Here is a 14556-nt window from a genome sequence, read left to right on the forward strand (position 1 = left end):
TTCCGAGCCTCTTCAACGTCCTTACAAAAGTTGGCAACAGCTTGAATAGCAAGCCAATACCACTTTCAGGTTAAAAGCCGCCTCACAGATCAGGATGATAATCCGCAATCGCCCCCTCGAACCGCGCCCAAGCCTTTAGCTCCGTACCTATCGGCTTAACGGCTTTAACAAAGCGCTGGCGCACTTCCGCTTGCCCGGATAGCTGCTCTTGTTGGGGGTGCTTGACGTAGTAATAGCCGATGTAGGGGATATGCACCGCACCCTGGGTCAGTGCCGCCTCGGCTTTCATAATCCACTCAATCCCGCAACCGTGCTGTTGTGCCAAGGCCAACGACCGCGCGGTGACGTATTCGCTTCTGACCGCGACCAGATGGTGCATGGCGGCGGGGTAGCGGAGCAGTTCGTTATAGGTCTGGCAAGCCAAGCCTTGGCGGGCGATACCGTCGGCGCATTGCACCATACAGTCGGTAAACGCCACGCCTAAGCTATTGCCTTCCAAAGCCGCCAGACACAAACGCAGGGCATCGGGGGCGATGGTATCGTCGTCATCGACAAAAGCCACTACCTCGTCGAGCTGCATGGCGGCGTAACGGGCGGCGATAAAACCGTCCAAATCGGTGTCCAGCGGAATGACGACATGGCGGCAACGCTCGGTCAGCTCGGCTTGCACCGAGGCGAGACAGGCAGACGCATCACGCGGATGGCGGCTGTTAGTGTGGGTGACAACAGTTAAGCTGAGGCTCATGATAGGTTCCTAAGGCAGTTTTTCGACGGTGACTAAGGCGTTCAGATACACGCCGTGATAATAGATGTCGCCCGAATAATACACGGCGATGCTGATGGCTTGGGCGGGGGTTAAGGCGTTGACGATAAACTCGTCATGCCAATCTAGGGCAGGGTCGGGTAAGGAAGAGTTGGCCCACGTTGAGTTATAGCGGGTACGCGGCATAATCGCGGCATCGATATAAGTGCCGTATTTGCCGTAAGTGTAATAAAAACCGTCTATCGGGACGACATTGTTTTGCACCACGACCCGATAAAAGCCGCTGTCGCCAAGGACAATGGCCTGGTCGGCGGTATTCCACTCGGCAGCGGCGGATGTGGCCAGCACCGTGCCGGTAAAGCTACTGAAATCACTGCCGTCGGCAGGGTAAAGCGTGGTGGAGGTGAGGTTGACAATCATAAGGGCGGGCTCGCTGGGCGTAAGAAGCAGATAGCCATAGTGTAGGCAACCGCCCGCGTGCCGAACCGGGGGATTTTCCGATACCGCTCCGGCCACACTAAAATCCCGTTGCTTTCCCGTTAGGCCGTCTGTATCGTGTAACGCCTAACTGGCGATAGGCATTTACCGCGCCGATACCGATAATGTGTTGAGGGGGATTGATGATGAAAAAACTAGGGCGGGGCGTTCTGATAGTCAGTCTGTGTGTTGGGGTCTCGGTACAGGCGCAGCCTAAGCCCGGCCACGCCAATGGCCATGCCCCCGGTGTGTCTGCCGCCGCCCATCCGCCGCGCCACAGCGGCGCAGTGCGTGAGCGCGAAAGCCAAGGCTTACGCGATAAGGCCGCCAACCGCCCCGAAGTGCGCCCGCAGCCTTATCCCTATTTCCCTAACAATGCCGTCTTGCCGCCGCTGTCCAGATAAGCGGCGGCGGGCAGGTGTTGCGTGGGGCCGACCACAGTGGCCGACCCCACACGCTTATTTGGCTGCGTCTTCTGCTGGTGCTGGTGCTTCTGCTGGTGCTTCCGTCACTTCCTTAGGTTTTTGCTCTGGGGCCTTAACCGCGTCCGACTGGGCTTCCGGCAAGGCCTCCGGTTGCGCCTTGGCTTGCTCAGGTTGTTTTTTGCTGGCATCTGCCGGGGCGGTTTTGTGCTTGTCATGATGGGCTTTAGGCTTTTCCGCCGCTGGCGCTTCTTTCGTCACCGCCGCTTTTGGTGCTTCGGCCGCCCCCGCTGACGTTACGCAAGCGAACAGGCTAGACAAACTCAAAGCACTAATAAACAAGAAATTTTTCATACTAATCATCCTAAAATAAGAGAGAGGGAAGAGGCTTAAGAAGGCAGGCTCCCAAAGCCGCACCGTTATCACCAGTGCGGGCATATCATAAAAAAACCTGGCTTAACGGCAGCTTAATGGTTTTTTATTTTAGTGATTTTTTTTGCATAAAAAAAATGGCTGACATGGCGGTACGCACAGCGCGTGGAGCGTGGGTATCTTTTGCCCGCAACAGCCGCTTAACAAGCGTCAGTTGCCCCCGTTGCAAGCCCGCCGCACACCCAAAGCCTGCCCATAGAAATGCTCCCGGATACGCGGGTCTCTCGCCAAAGCCAGCGCATCGTCATCCAGCAGACTCAGCGGGTCTACCGCAATATCAAAGAACTCGCTATCAGGCCGGAATTTTGCCCATGCCCAGCCCAGCCGTTCCAGATAAGTAGGGAGCATCATTGCCAGAGCCGGGTTATCCATCGCCAACAGCACCGCAATCGCCTGATAACGCGCCGACTGCTTATAATTTTTCTTGCGGTAAAAGTACAGCCCGGCATCATCATAAGCCTCGACAACATGCACTGAAGTGGCGGGTAGCCGCCGCGCCGACTGCATTGAGAGCCGCACCCACGTTAGCGCCGCATCGTAACGGGACTTCACGCGTACGTTCACCGACACCGGCGAACAGCCGCACCCACGTTAGCGCCGCATCGTAACGGGACAGCTCAAATTGCCTATAAGCCACCGCCCGTTGTTGGTCGGCCAGTTCCGCCCATTTCGCAGGGTAGTCAATGGCAACACAGCCGACCAGCAGCGGCAAAAACAAGGTAAGAAGAACACGCATAAGGGTAGCCTAAGGTGATGGGCATTGCGGCGGGTTTAAATAAAGCCGCCAACCGGCGGCGTGTCCTGTTGCCCGACCCGTTAGGCCCAGCAAAACACCCGCCGCGAATACACTAGCCAAGACTATAGCTAATCCGATATAAAAAGATGTCCTGTAACCGCCCCAGTGAAGAGGTCGTCAACGGAACATCGTGCTTGGTTGCGGATGGATTTAAGCTGTGCCCATTTGTGTTCGATAGGGTTAAGGTCTGTGCCTGACATCCAGCGTTTGGCAGTCGTCCGTGCAACGCCCGCCATATTGCCTACCGCTACCCAAACCGCCCATTTTTATTTTCCGAAATCATTAGGCAATTTTTTAAGTGCCTGTTGCGTAACTTAGACAAAGCTTTGTTTTTACAATAAAAAATCAAATAAGTACCGTTGCTTTTGCGGTAACTTTGCGGTAACTTTTAAACGGCCAGTTTCCGGTAATGCGCGGCGCACAAATAGACGGCATAACTGCCCAGCACCGCCTCCCTGCTGGCCTTGTTCGGGCATTTGCCGCCCGCTTGGGTAAGGCCTTGGCAAGGGTGCGGTTGGGGTTGCAATGCCTTGATGGTGCGGTCACGTTCCCCGATCTGCTGCGCGTGGGATTTTACCAAGGCCTGATAATCGGCTTTTGAATACTGTAACGCTTTTTCTAATTCACTGACCTTTGCCTGTAAGTATCCGCTTTGATTATCCGTTACGTTAATCAAGCCAGTGCGCTTGGCTTGCTCGATCATGCCCACCAATTCCACGGGTACGCGCACCGTCACGGTCTGCTTGCCCGTCGGCTTACGCCCCGCCCCTAACCGGACACCGCCCCAATTGCTTTCCGGTGGCGGTTCGCGGGTGGCGGTCGCGGCCTCGCTGTCGCTAACAGGGTCGCTGGGTTCCACCTGTGCGGCGGCTTCGGGTTCCGGTGTTTCTGGGCTGTCGGTGCTTTCCGCTAAGGGCGGAACCTGAATTGCCGCACTGTCCGCCATCGGCTCCGCTCGTATGGTGGCCGTATCGCTTAAGGGTTCGCCCACAATATCCGTCTGTATCGCGGTGGCGGCGTTATTCCGGTCAACGTGCCAGCGGTAAATGCTTAGCTTCACATCATCGGGCAAATGCTTGGCGTTGCTGGTGATGCCCAGCGCGTCTTTGGCTTGCTTGACCAGTTCGGCGGTCTTGTTGTGGCTTTTGGCCGAATACCCGTATAAAGCCGCCAAGGCCACCGCCAACTTGCCTTTGCCGTCATAGCCCATAATAAGCACCCCGCCCGTTTCTTGAATAATGAAACGTTTATCATATTGTTTTATGTAACAATAATCAACTTGTTTTTAGTTACATTTATATAATTGAATAACGAAACAATTATCATATTGGTACATGTAACATTAATCAAATGGCACAACTACAGCCAGCCGTTTTTTGTTAAGAAACCCAAAGCCATTGCCCACCAAAAAAGCCTTTATAATGCCCGCCGCGTTTGGTTTCGCCGTTAAAAAAGTGGTTCAATAACTCAGTTCACCAACAGCTTGTTAAGCGCATTTTCCCATTCGTTTTCAAACACCATGTGGAAAGCTATGGTTTCCTTGCTGTCTTCCAGATTCAATTCGCCCTTGGGCTTTATATCGCCCATTAGCGCGGCGTTAATGGTGCTGAACAGCTTTTGTTTATAGTCGGTGTCTTTGTTGCCTTCCAAGTGTTCGCCTTTGGACTCAACAAAATACAGCCTTTCTATGCCATCGTCACCCGCCGCCACTTTCACCAGAAAATCTGGGTATATCCGTTCGCGCCTCCAGCCCTGCAAGGAATATTCCGTACCCTTCACCGCTAACCTGTGCCACCATGCCACCACGTCCTTATTGTTGATCGCCAATGCCACCGGCTTTTCCAGCTTGTTATAATTGGAAAGGTATTGGGGTTGGAACAGGCTTTTTTCCAAGGTCACGGCGGTTTCGTTGACGTTGCGCTGTATCTCTATCTGTTCTGCCATTTGCCAATTCAATGATGAAAAGGGTTCGGCCAGCAAGTGCAGGAATACGACCCCCTCGTCCAATTTACGTCTAAAAATGGCCTCCGATTGTTCAAGCATCCAGCGGAAACAGTCCTTTTTTATTTCCTCAACGATAAACACGGCATTAAGGGCTATTTTCGCCTCACTTTCGCCTTTTTCCCTCAAACTGGACAACACCTCCCCGATAATACGGCAAGCTTGCCAAGCGTTCGGCACTTTGTCCATTAGCTGGCTAACCATCAGGGTAACGCTGATTTCGTTGCTGATTTTTTCCGATTGCTTTAGCCCCGTAAAAATATCAATCTGCCCCGGTTTCCCTTTTTCTAAGTCCACGGTCAAGTGCTGGTAATCCATCGTTTCCTTATCGGCCAAGGCGATAGCGTCCAACAGATTAAAACAGTAACTGTCCCATTCAACAGCACCCAAAATATCCGCGTAGTAATCAAAGGGGGCGGGTAAGCCATGACGGACAACATTCAGCGAGGGCAAGAAAATTTTTGTGCCTTGATAGCTTGCTTGCCGCTGCAACGTCACTTTTTCCTTGCCCGTTGCCTGTCCGTTATTAGGGGCTATCTGGTCGGACACATCCCCCATGCCTTCATCCTCCAGCCCCTTTTTAATGCCCTCCGCTGCACTGTTCACGTCCGCATTGTCGCAATACACATAACACTGGTTTAAGGCCGGGATAGACGTTTCAAGGGCGTAGGGCTGGCGCAACACCCGCCCTATAAACTGGGTCAGCGCGGTTGTGCTTTTGGCATTGGACAAAATCGCCAACACATAGGCAAAAGAACAATCCCAGCCTTCCTTCAATGCGTCTTTGGTGATGATGTAGCGCACCGGGCATAACTTGTCGAAAAGGTCATCATCGCGCATTTCGTTGTTGTCAGAAAGCTTGATACGGATTTCACTGTCCAACACGTTCAAGTTTTTAATGAGGTAGTCCTTGATCGCCGCCACATGGTCGTAAGCTTCGCCCTTCTTTTTGGGTTCGGCCTTAATCACCATAATAGGGCGGATATAGCGGCCTTCATCGGCCTGATATTGCGCCGCTAAGGCGTTCAGCTCCAGCGTTTTGGCATGGGCTTGGTTAAGCGTGTGCTGCCAATTCGCCTCACCGTAAGAAGTCACGTTAATGGGCAATTTTATCATTTGTTCTTTTTTCAATTCCTGCCCGCCCACGTTCACCAGCACATTGCTGTGGTCTTTGGGGGTGGCGGAAAGCTCCAAAATAAACGCCGTGTTAAACGAATTGACTGTATTTTGTGCAAGCTGGGTTGCGCCCCGGTGGCCTTCGTCAAAAATGGCGATAGGGCGCAATAGGCGCATGACATTGCCCAGCGAGTGCCGGATGGAAATGCCCGATATGACATTATGGCCGCCCTCCAACAAATCCGCCGTGTCAAGGTTAGGGACGGCGGAAAGCAGGGTGTTGTTGGCGTTGTAATCGTCCAGCGGCGGAAAGAAACTCTCAAACCGCCCGCTGTCCTTAAACATCTTTAGGGTGTTTTTGTTGTCGCGGTTGCTGGCCTGAAGCATCAGCAACAGGACGCACAGGTTGTCCTCCACATCTTGCGCGGTGAAGCTGTCCTGCTTTTCTAAAATCAGCGTCCTGCCCCCGCTTGCCCTGTCGAGCATCTGGCGGTATGGGTGTTCCTTATCGCGCAACTGCTTACTGGTCTGGGTATAAATGGTGTCGCTTGGCACAATCCATAACACAAAACCGTTATTGCGCTTAAAATAATCTTGGTTAATGCGTTGGATGGCGGCGGTCGCCAGCAAGGTTTTGCCGCCGCCTGTCGGTACTTTAAAGCACACGTTAGGGATGTTGCGCCCCATGCCGTCACTGCGCACCGTATAGTCAGGGCGATACACCGCCACCTTGGCCTTTAGGGATTGCCATGCAAGCTGGCAATAGTCGGATTGTTCGGGAAGGGTCGCCGCCTTGCCCTTGTGCCGTTGGAACTCAAAATAATCCTGTTTTTCGGCTTTCTGGGTTTTCAGTTCGGCCAGATAACCGTCCAGATAGTCCAAAACCTTTAATTGATAGTCCTTAAATTCCATCGCCCTTAAGCCCCCACTACTTTGTGGATCGCATAGGGCAACTGGCAAAAGGTGATGTGTTGGGCGGAAAGCTCTTTTTGCCCCCTGTATTTTGCGGTGGCAAAAACCAGCTTTTCCTTTTTGCTGCCCCGCGCCGCAATGGCCTTAAGCTTAAGGTCATCCAGTGCCGACTCGTTGCCGCGCAAAAAGGCAATGTCCGGCTTGTAAACCAGATAGACTTCGTACAGGTCGGTTTCGCCCACGAAATAATCCGGCTTTTCCACGGCTTCGCCGTCAAGACTTTTGCCCGTTGCCGTGTAAAACACATAGCTGGCGAGTGCGCCGTAATCGGGCAGGGCTTCGCCCGTCAGGATTTTTTCAATGCTGATTTCATTGCCCAATTCGCAAAAGGTGAAACTGCCACCCAATCCCGCCCTTAAATTTTCATCCTTGGCGGCGGGTACGCCCCCAATCACGCGCCGCACCCGTTCGGCGGTGATGGTGTCCGCGTAGTCTTCCATTTCAACAAGGATAAATTTACGGTTGCCGCCGTCTTCTTTGTTCAAGTCCAACACGGCGTGGGCGGTTGTGCCAGAACCTGCAAAAGAGTCTAAGATTATGTCACCAGTATCCATTGCCATGTAAATCAAACGCTTAATCAAGCTTACAGGTTTTGGATAATCAAAGGCCTTTCCAGAATCCTCCAAAATTTGCTTGAGCAACTTTCCCGCCCCATCGGTTGAAAACTCTGCCCCCCACCAGAATGACTTACTTTTTGTCGTTCGCTCGAATGGCTCTCCAGTTTCATCATCCCAATCATCGGTTTCTTCTACTTCATCATTACTGGTTTCAACGCGATTGACTGCCAATTTATTAAGGTAAATTCGATATGAAATATTCCATTTGTCACTTTTAGGTACATAAGAGGCCTCAAGGATAGAAAGATTATCTTCAACTTTCTTTTTTCCCCATCGCCAACATCCATCTGCACTATCTTTTTTTATTGGCGTGATTTCCACATCAGATGGGAATTCTCGTTTTAATGAAAAAGTTTTTTTTATTTTGTTATAAAACATGGGAAAGTATAAATTTTCCCGCGATTCTCTCGTATCGTTCCCGCCGCGTTTTCTCAAATCTCTCAGCGCGTATTTTTCACCATTTTGGTCAGTGTGCTTAAAGTCTTTTCGCTGTTTATCGCTAAGAGGAAGCCCTTTTGACAAAAATTTCCCTTTGTCAAAGATAACTAAATATTCATGGCATTGGGCATAATTATGTTGGTCGTTTCTTCCTTTCATGTTGTTGACCACAGGGATAGTGCCAATATGATTTTCATAAAATATTTCATTCATCATTGATATAAGGTGCGACAACTCATTATCATCAATACTAACAAAAATAACCCCATCATCCGCCAACAACTCATGCAGTAACTTAAGACGCGGGTACATCATGCACAGCCATTTGTCGTGGCGTTGCATATCCTCCTTATCCACGGGGTTGGCGTTTTTGTTTATCCATTCTTTCATCAAGGGCGAATTGACGTTATCGTTATAGCACCAGCCCTCATTGCCCGTGTTATAGGGCGGGTCTATGTAAATGCACTTTATTTTTCCCGCATAGTGAGGCATCAGGGCTTTAAGGGCGTGTAAATTATCGCCGTGAATAATCAAGTTATCGTCTAGGCTGGGATTTTTGCCGTCCGCTGGCAGGGATTTTTCGTCATCAACCCGCAATTCACGGAACGGCACGGAATGGTGGTGGGAATAAATAAACTGCTTTCCCTTAAATTCTAATGTTGGCATGATATAACCCTGATAATTTTTATGTATTTAATTTCATCCCTTAGTATACCCTACATCGTTCGCTTTAGTTGGGGTCGCCCTATGTTTAGGGGTTTCCGGTTTAATCGGTGTCAGTAACGGCTTTCTTTTAAGAAAAAATGCCGTTACTGACACCTTTTCGCGCCTTGGCCTGTTACTGGCTTATTTTTTTAGGCTTAAATGCGGTAGGTTTAACAGGTAACTGCCCGACAAAGCCTTTTAAACGGCTATAGGGCTGTTTTTATACCATGTGCAACTTTCGCCTAAGCAACGGTCACGATCACCCGCCACACCACGGATTTTAAGGCTTTACGCGGTCACGGTGCGATCCGGTCGCTTTCACTTTGCCATTAAATCCCGTGGAACTTTAGGGCCTTTTGTTGATTAGCCCCCTTTAACTGGCCGACAATAAGCGATAGAATAACCGACAAGCCTATCCAGAATGCCCTGTCAGGCATGAAGTGATAGCAAAAGCATTTTTGTAGCTCCCGTCAGGGTCAGGCGAAATATCCCAACAGGATCCGAAAATATTGCCATTGCTGGCGTTTCGGCGGCATCAACTCCCGTGCGCAACGTAAAAAAACATCCCTCTTATTGGGACTATTTTTCGGATACCGCAGGGTCAAAAAAGTGTTTATGCAGACATAAACACTTTTTAAAAAACCGATACAAACCACAAGCGACAAGGCTTACAGGCTTTTTTAATTGGGGGTTTTCGGGTTTTTTCCTTGCATGAGTGCTGTTTTAGGGTCGTTTCTGCCGTGTTGTGACAGGAGCCTGGACTGACCGTCACCCGTTTTCTCATGTTAGGACAATAATGTTATTTCCGCCCAGTGCTGCCGATCAAAAGGCGCACCGAGTTGTTTTGCAGACACCCCAGCCGGTTGGGTAAACCGAGCATTTCCATTAACCGCTATGATTTTTGGTCTTGTCTGCAACAGGATTTTTACTGTTATTTAAACTTAGCCTTCAATTGTGTTCGGTATATAGCCGATCTGTCGGGTGTCAGTAATGGCTTTCTTTTAAGAAAAAATGTCATTACTGACACCTTTCCCGCTTTAGCCTGTTATCGGCATAGCGTCGGATATGCTCTATGGGAACAATTTGGTATGTCCTTACCCCCTTCTTTGTCCTGCTGATTTCAAGCAGTTTATAGCCGAACTTATCCAAAAACGCCCCCAATATCGGAACAGGCCGGATAAACGCCTTGCGCCTGTAATCACTAAAGCCGTTGGCCGCCAATTCCGCCGCGTTGGCTTTTAATTGCTCACAGGCCGCCGCCGCCGTTTCTTTGTCGATTACGGTGTCGTTTTCCGACAATGGCCTGATGATTTCGGTAAAAATCTTGTGCAAAGATGCTTTTGATGTGGCTTTGTCCTGCGTTATCTCATTGGTAATGTCCGCCTTGACCGCTTCGTTAATATCGCCGTTTACCGTCTCGAAGTTTGCCAATTGCTTGGCCGCGCCGCCGTCATAATTCACCACGTCGTCAAAGCCGATCTTATCCGTGCCAGCCATTGCCGTCGTCCTGTAACGGTCTAGCTTGTCCGAGTTTTCTTGGGTCGCCAAGGCAAGGCCGTTTTCAATCTGTTTGGCTTCGGTTTGGTCGATAGGTTGGGCGTGGTAAATGGCCGCGCACCTGGCCTCATGGGTGCGGGTCGCCAGCCCTGAAAATTCGGCGGTGTCCGGCTTATTGTTGATTTCTGCACGGTCAATGGCATAGCCGCCCATCTCCGCCAAAAAAATAAAATTGTTGGCGAAGTCGTTTAAGTCTTCGTTTACCGCCGCATGGTAAGCAATGCGCAGGTTACCCAATTCGGTTGGCTTATAGCCGTTATGGCCGTCCGGTTGCAGATAGTGGGCTTTTTTCTTTTTATCGCCTTCCACCAGCAAGTCCAAGTCGGTCACGCGGTCACGCGCCCTTTGGGGGCTAAAGCTGATAAAAATATCGGTGGCCGTCCGGTTTCTGGCGACCATTTGCAGGGCTTCATTAGACGGAAGGTTGCCGGAATTTAACAGGTAGTTGCTGGTGAAATGTCCGGTGTTCATCGACACGCCGCTGCCGATGGTTGGTGAATAGATTAATGCCCGATAGTTCCCGGCTTCGGCGTTAGCGTTCTTCAGGAAAGCCGATTGCTTCACGTCATCCTTATTTTGGGAATGGATTAGCAAAACGTCGTCGGCGGGTATCCCGTTTTCGGCCAGATAACGGTGCAGTTTTTCGGCCATCTTTTTGGAGGTGCAGGCAACACACGGTCTGCCGCCCGCGTTGATTTCCGCCAATATCGCCTTAAAATTGGCGTTGTGGCCGCTCAGGATATGCAGGGTTTTGTCATTTTTTCGGCTGTCGGCTTTGATTAAATTTAACGGCTTGCCTTGGGTGTGTCGGCGTAAGAAGTCAACGGACTCGTTGTTAAGGTCGGCATCCGAACACAAAACAAAATCGGCCTGTTCTATGGCTTGGACAAGGGTGTTAAAACAAGCCTGCCTGTTCTGTACGCTGCCATTAATCACATGGTTTAAAATCTGCCTGAACTCATCCAACAGCAAAATGGTAAAGGTCGGCAAACCAAACTTTTCCGCGCTGTTGACGCATAAGGCAATATTTTGGCTAAATCCCGGCAAGGTGTCGTGGTATGACGTTAACTCCAGCCTCCCCGCCGCATCATGCACCAGACTGACACGGTGGGTGACATAAGCGATCCGCTGCCCTTCCAACTGTGCGCAAATCGCGCCCATCAGTTCGGTTTTCCCCGATCCTAAGCCCCGGTTGTCCAGCCATATCCCGCCGCCGGATTCCAGCACATGCCGGGCAATGCTGGCGTTGTCGTTGCCTAAGCCGTGCAGGTCGTGGAGGGTAAGCCCTAATTTTTCAGTGATCTTATTCCGTTTCTTCGCGGCATCTTCGCGTTTTTTCACGCTGCCCACGATAATTCTGTAAACATTCAGTTGCACGGGGTCGAACCCGCGCCCCTGCATGGCATCCATGACGAAATTGGCCGCTGTCGCCACATCAAAGCGGTAAGGGCATTCTGCCGCAACGTCAAAGGAAAGGCGCGTGTACAGGCGTTTTAGTCGGTTCTTGGGCGCATATTCGATAAGCTGTAAGGTGCGCTTGCTGCGGTTTACCGGAACAACAAGGGTGTAAAACCCTAATGTGTCGTTAAAATCGCATTTTTGGGGGTCGCCAGCCATGCACGGCACATAAAGGCTTTTTGCCCCTACTGTGTGGGCGGCTTCAAGGGCTTTGTAAATCCCGACATTACCCCCATCGGCGTTAAGGTCGTTGTCCGCCAAAATTTTAATGTCGTCACAGCGGTTAGCGAACGACTCCACCACCAGGGGCAGGTTTCCGGCATCCATACAGACAATGACGGGCATCTTATCGGCATTGTTAAGCATATTGTCGCCCATGCCGTCTGCATGGTAACTGCTCAATCCGGTCGCCAGCCCTTCGCAAAAATACGCGCCGTCCTTAATCTTGGAAGCGTCGCCAATGACCGCAAACGCGCCTTTTTTGTCGCCTTCATTGGCGACAAAATACAGTTTGTCCGTATTCTTGCCCGGCACGTTTTCGGCGTAAATCTGTTGGTAACAGACTATGCCGCCGTCATGGTTGCGGTAAGCCACCATAATGCAGTCGCCATGCTTGCCGATACCGCGCCGGATGTCTATGCCGTCCGTATTGACACCTTTGGCGGCAATATAGGCAAAACCGCCCACGCCTGCGCTGGCCGCATTGATAAAGGCATCGCCCGCTTCTGCAAACGCTTTGGTGCGCCAATTTTCCTTGGGTTTGGCTTGTTTTTTGGGCGGGGTGTATTTGTACGGTGCAAAGTCGGGGGCGTGGCTTAATTCGCCATGCACGGCCTCGTAACCGTTCCAAGTGTCGCTGTCACCGCCATGCTTGTTGGTGTAGCAGAAAATAATGGGGTATTCCCGCCCGTCCGGTGCGGTATATTTATGGAGGACAAAAAAGACTTTGCCCCTATGGTCGTTGTCCGCTGCGATAATGTTGGAATTTATCTTGCGGCCAATTTCAGCCAGGGGCAGGGCTTTATTGCCGTCAATGCCGAAATTCGCCATAAAGCCGCAAATTTCGCCATGATAGGCATTGATGATGTCCCAGATTGATTGTTGCGGCTTATTTGTAAACATTATAAGGCATCCTTACCATGAATTTTCACGCGCACAGATTCACTGAAAACGTATTGGGGTACGCTTTTTGACCTGTTGGAGGAGACGTAAATAACCACGGCTTAATAAAATTAAGTATGGTTTTATGGGTGTATCTTTTGTGGGTAGGGGCTTATATTTGAACGATGTGTGATTTGATTCACTGGATGCTCCAATAAATCACACGACCAGTATGGCGGGGTCACAATAAATTAATAATTTTGCAGGTTGCGTCAATTTATTAATTTTGTGCTATTATGTATACCGCAATGCCAGTCATGTGAGTGACTGTTTAAAAGAGCCCCAACATACTACTTTCCACGGTGAGCGATGTTGGGGCTTTCTGTTTTTTACCGTCTACGGTAATTAATGGCTATCTTAGCACAGAAATTCTCTTCGGTGTTTGTCAATTAATCCTTTATATAGTGTGCTTAAAAACAAAGTCTACTATATATAGTTTTTCATGATGCTTGTTGATTCTTATTGAACCTTACTGCACTTTTAATAAAGTAGGTTAGGCGTAAAAATTCCTTCTAAAATGCGTAAGGCGACCTTGTAAGCTCCGCCATTACTGTACTATCCCTATTTTTATTTTTTCTTAATCAATACTAAAAAGGTACTAAATTAGTACCAAAAACACACCGTTTTAGTGCTATTTTTTCCCCTTCCCCGCCTGCAATTCCTTCGCCATCACCAGCATGGCATGACGCATAAAATTGAGTTTTGACCGTCCGCTTAAGGCCGCGCCCTGCACCAGTTGCTGGTATTCGTATTCGTTAAAGGGAACCCGTATGGCCTTGTAATCGCGGATAGCGGTAGCGTCCGGCGGTTTGGCTTTCTTGTTGGGTGAACCCGCGCCGCCGTCAACACCGGCTGCGAAGGCCTCTATTTGTTCGGGGGTGGGTTCGGCTTGTGCGGCGGCGGTGGCCTTCGGTGTCCTACGCTTGACCATGCAGCACCTCGCCCACTAAGCTTTTGATCTCCGCCTTGGCCTTGGGGTTGTCCATCTCCACCACGCCCAAGCCGTCGCTCATGGCATCGCGGTACACTTTCCGGTCACGGATTAGGGTGGTAAGCAGGTGGATTTCTGGGTAGTCGTCCAAGCAAGCCCGCGCGTCCGCTTCCTCATGGATGATAGGGTTAGTGGGGGCCATGGTGATTAGCCCGTAAACCTTTAGGCTAGGGTTAATGTCTTTGGCTCCGATGATGATGTCCTGCATGTTGGGCAAGGTGTCCAAGTCGGGTTGGGAAGGCCGGAACGGCACGATTAAAATGTGGGCGGCGGTCATGCCTGTGCGTAGTTCCCTACTGTCGCGTCCGGCGGCATCGGCTACCACATAGCCGTAACGCTGGTTAAGGTCTAGCAGGGTATCACGGATATTTTCGTATTTTTGGACACAATGCACTTTTGCCAGCGCGGGGTTATCCGCCCTGTCCATCGCCCAATTAGCCGCCGTGGCTTGGCGGTCGGCATCGACCAGCACCACATCATGGCCTTGCCCCGCGAGTTCGGCGCACAGGTTAACGGCGGTGGTGGACTTGCCGCACCCGCCTTTTTGGCTACCTATCAAAATAATCATGGTCGGTTTTTTAGTGTGTTTTTGGTACTAAAATTATACCTTATTGATGCTTTTTTAGTGTGCTTTTATAGTTAATTTTTGA

Annotated in this window: 13 protein-coding genes; 1 reads left to right on the top strand and 12 read right to left on the bottom strand. The window is 50.5% G+C overall.

Annotated features, from left to right (window positions below; all coding sequences use genetic code 11):
• Positions 1 to 82 precede the first annotated feature (82 nt).
• Together CEK71_RS19440 and CEK71_RS19445 are read right to left on the bottom strand one after the other, a co-directional pair.
• Positions 83 to 745 carry a glycosyltransferase family protein gene (locus tag CEK71_RS19440; RefSeq protein WP_088620938.1) on the bottom strand — a complete coding sequence of 221 codons (663 nt, stop codon included), beginning with the start codon at positions 743 to 745 and terminating at the stop codon, positions 83 to 85.
• A 9-nt stretch (positions 746 to 754) separates the two neighbouring features.
• Entirely contained in the window at positions 755 to 1183 is a 429-nt protein-coding gene (locus CEK71_RS19445) for a hypothetical protein (RefSeq protein WP_088620939.1), read from the bottom strand.
• A 200-nt stretch (positions 1184 to 1383) separates the two neighbouring features.
• Here CEK71_RS19445 and CEK71_RS19450 point away from each other — a divergent pair, with 200 nt between their 5' ends.
• Positions 1384 to 1644 carry a hypothetical protein gene (locus CEK71_RS19450; protein ID WP_103974446.1) on the top strand — a complete coding sequence of 87 codons (261 nt, stop codon included), beginning with the start codon at positions 1384 to 1386 and terminating at the stop codon, positions 1642 to 1644.
• A 54-nt stretch (positions 1645 to 1698) separates the two neighbouring features.
• Here CEK71_RS19450 and CEK71_RS19455 read toward each other — a convergent pair whose 3' ends face one another.
• The 10 genes from CEK71_RS19455 to CEK71_RS19495 form a co-directional block, all read right to left on the bottom strand.
• Positions 1699 to 2016: a hypothetical protein gene (locus CEK71_RS19455; RefSeq protein ID WP_088620941.1), complete on the bottom strand. Its 318-nt coding sequence runs from the start codon at positions 2014 to 2016 to the stop codon at positions 1699 to 1701.
• Positions 2017 to 2244: 228 nt separating this feature from the next.
• The gene (locus tag CEK71_RS19460; protein WP_198328341.1) at positions 2245 to 2601 is read right to left on the bottom strand and encodes a hypothetical protein; all 357 of its coding nucleotides are present in this window, start codon (positions 2599 to 2601) and stop codon (positions 2245 to 2247) included.
• Positions 2546 to 2830, bottom strand: a complete 285-nt coding sequence (locus tag CEK71_RS19465) for a hypothetical protein (protein ID WP_088620943.1) — start codon at positions 2828 to 2830, stop codon at positions 2546 to 2548. Before CEK71_RS19465 ends, CEK71_RS19460 begins: the two co-directional genes overlap by 56 nt.
• 128 nt (positions 2831 to 2958) lie before the next feature.
• The gene (locus CEK71_RS22850; RefSeq protein ID WP_157679442.1) at positions 2959 to 3126 is read right to left on the bottom strand and encodes a hypothetical protein; all 168 of its coding nucleotides are present in this window, start codon (positions 3124 to 3126) and stop codon (positions 2959 to 2961) included.
• Between the two features lie 152 nt (positions 3127 to 3278).
• Positions 3279 to 4100, bottom strand: coding sequence for a hypothetical protein (locus CEK71_RS19470; RefSeq protein WP_088620944.1), 822 nt, complete (start codon positions 4098 to 4100; stop codon positions 3279 to 3281).
• A gap of 257 nt (positions 4101 to 4357) precedes the next feature.
• A complete protein-coding gene (locus CEK71_RS19475) occupies positions 4358 to 6919 on the bottom strand; it encodes a DEAD/DEAH box helicase (protein WP_088620945.1) in 2562 nt (853 codons plus the stop codon).
• Between the two features lie 5 nt (positions 6920 to 6924).
• The gene (locus tag CEK71_RS19480; RefSeq protein ID WP_198328343.1) at positions 6925 to 8568 is read right to left on the bottom strand and encodes a site-specific DNA-methyltransferase; all 1644 of its coding nucleotides are present in this window, start codon (positions 8566 to 8568) and stop codon (positions 6925 to 6927) included.
• 1188 nt (positions 8569 to 9756) lie between these two features.
• Positions 9757 to 12876 carry a plasmid replication protein, CyRepA1 family gene (locus CEK71_RS19485; RefSeq protein ID WP_088620947.1) on the bottom strand — a complete coding sequence of 1040 codons (3120 nt, stop codon included), beginning with the start codon at positions 12874 to 12876 and terminating at the stop codon, positions 9757 to 9759.
• A gap of 670 nt (positions 12877 to 13546) precedes the next feature.
• The gene (locus CEK71_RS19490; protein ID WP_088620948.1) at positions 13547 to 13846 is read right to left on the bottom strand and encodes a hypothetical protein; all 300 of its coding nucleotides are present in this window, start codon (positions 13844 to 13846) and stop codon (positions 13547 to 13549) included.
• On the bottom strand, positions 13833 to 14474 hold the full coding sequence (locus CEK71_RS19495; protein WP_088620949.1) for an AAA family ATPase: 642 nt from the start codon (positions 14472 to 14474) through the stop codon (positions 13833 to 13835). Before CEK71_RS19495 ends, CEK71_RS19490 begins: the two co-directional genes overlap by 14 nt.
• Positions 14475 to 14556: the final 82 nt, after the last annotated feature.

Source organism: Methylovulum psychrotolerans, from assembly GCF_002209385.1.
Lineage (GTDB): Bacteria > Pseudomonadota > Gammaproteobacteria > Methylococcales > Methylomonadaceae > Methylovulum > Methylovulum psychrotolerans.

What these genes read in the sequence shown, in the direction of transcription:
- CEK71_RS19440 (WP_088620938.1), bottom strand. Translation starts at nt 745, where the DNA reads ATGAGCCTCAGCTTAACTGTTGTCACCCACACTAACAGCCGCCATCCG.
- CEK71_RS19445 (WP_088620939.1), bottom strand. Translation starts at nt 1,183, where the DNA reads ATGATTGTCAACCTCACCTCCACCACGCTTTACCCTGCCGACGGCAGT.
- CEK71_RS19450 (WP_103974446.1), top strand. Translation starts at nt 1,384, where the DNA reads ATGATGAAAAAACTAGGGCGGGGCGTTCTGATAGTCAGTCTGTGTGTT.
- CEK71_RS19455 (WP_088620941.1), bottom strand. Translation starts at nt 2,016, where the DNA reads ATGAAAAATTTCTTGTTTATTAGTGCTTTGAGTTTGTCTAGCCTGTTC.
- CEK71_RS19460 (WP_198328341.1), bottom strand. Translation starts at nt 2,601, where the DNA reads ATGCAGTCGGCGCGGCGGCTACCCGCCACTTCAGTGCATGTTGTCGAG.
- CEK71_RS19465 (WP_088620943.1), bottom strand. Translation starts at nt 2,830, where the DNA reads ATGCGTGTTCTTCTTACCTTGTTTTTGCCGCTGCTGGTCGGCTGTGTT.
- CEK71_RS22850 (WP_157679442.1), bottom strand. Translation starts at nt 3,126, where the DNA reads ATGGCGGGCGTTGCACGGACGACTGCCAAACGCTGGATGTCAGGCACA.
- CEK71_RS19470 (WP_088620944.1), bottom strand. Translation starts at nt 4,100, where the DNA reads ATGGGCTATGACGGCAAAGGCAAGTTGGCGGTGGCCTTGGCGGCTTTA.
- CEK71_RS19475 (WP_088620945.1), bottom strand. Translation starts at nt 6,919, where the DNA reads ATGGAATTTAAGGACTATCAATTAAAGGTTTTGGACTATCTGGACGGT.
- CEK71_RS19485 (WP_088620947.1), bottom strand. Translation starts at nt 12,876, where the DNA reads ATGTTTACAAATAAGCCGCAACAATCAATCTGGGACATCATCAATGCC.
- CEK71_RS19490 (WP_088620948.1), bottom strand. Translation starts at nt 13,846, where the DNA reads ATGGTCAAGCGTAGGACACCGAAGGCCACCGCCGCCGCACAAGCCGAA.
- CEK71_RS19495 (WP_088620949.1), bottom strand. Translation starts at nt 14,474, where the DNA reads ATGATTATTTTGATAGGTAGCCAAAAAGGCGGGTGCGGCAAGTCCACC.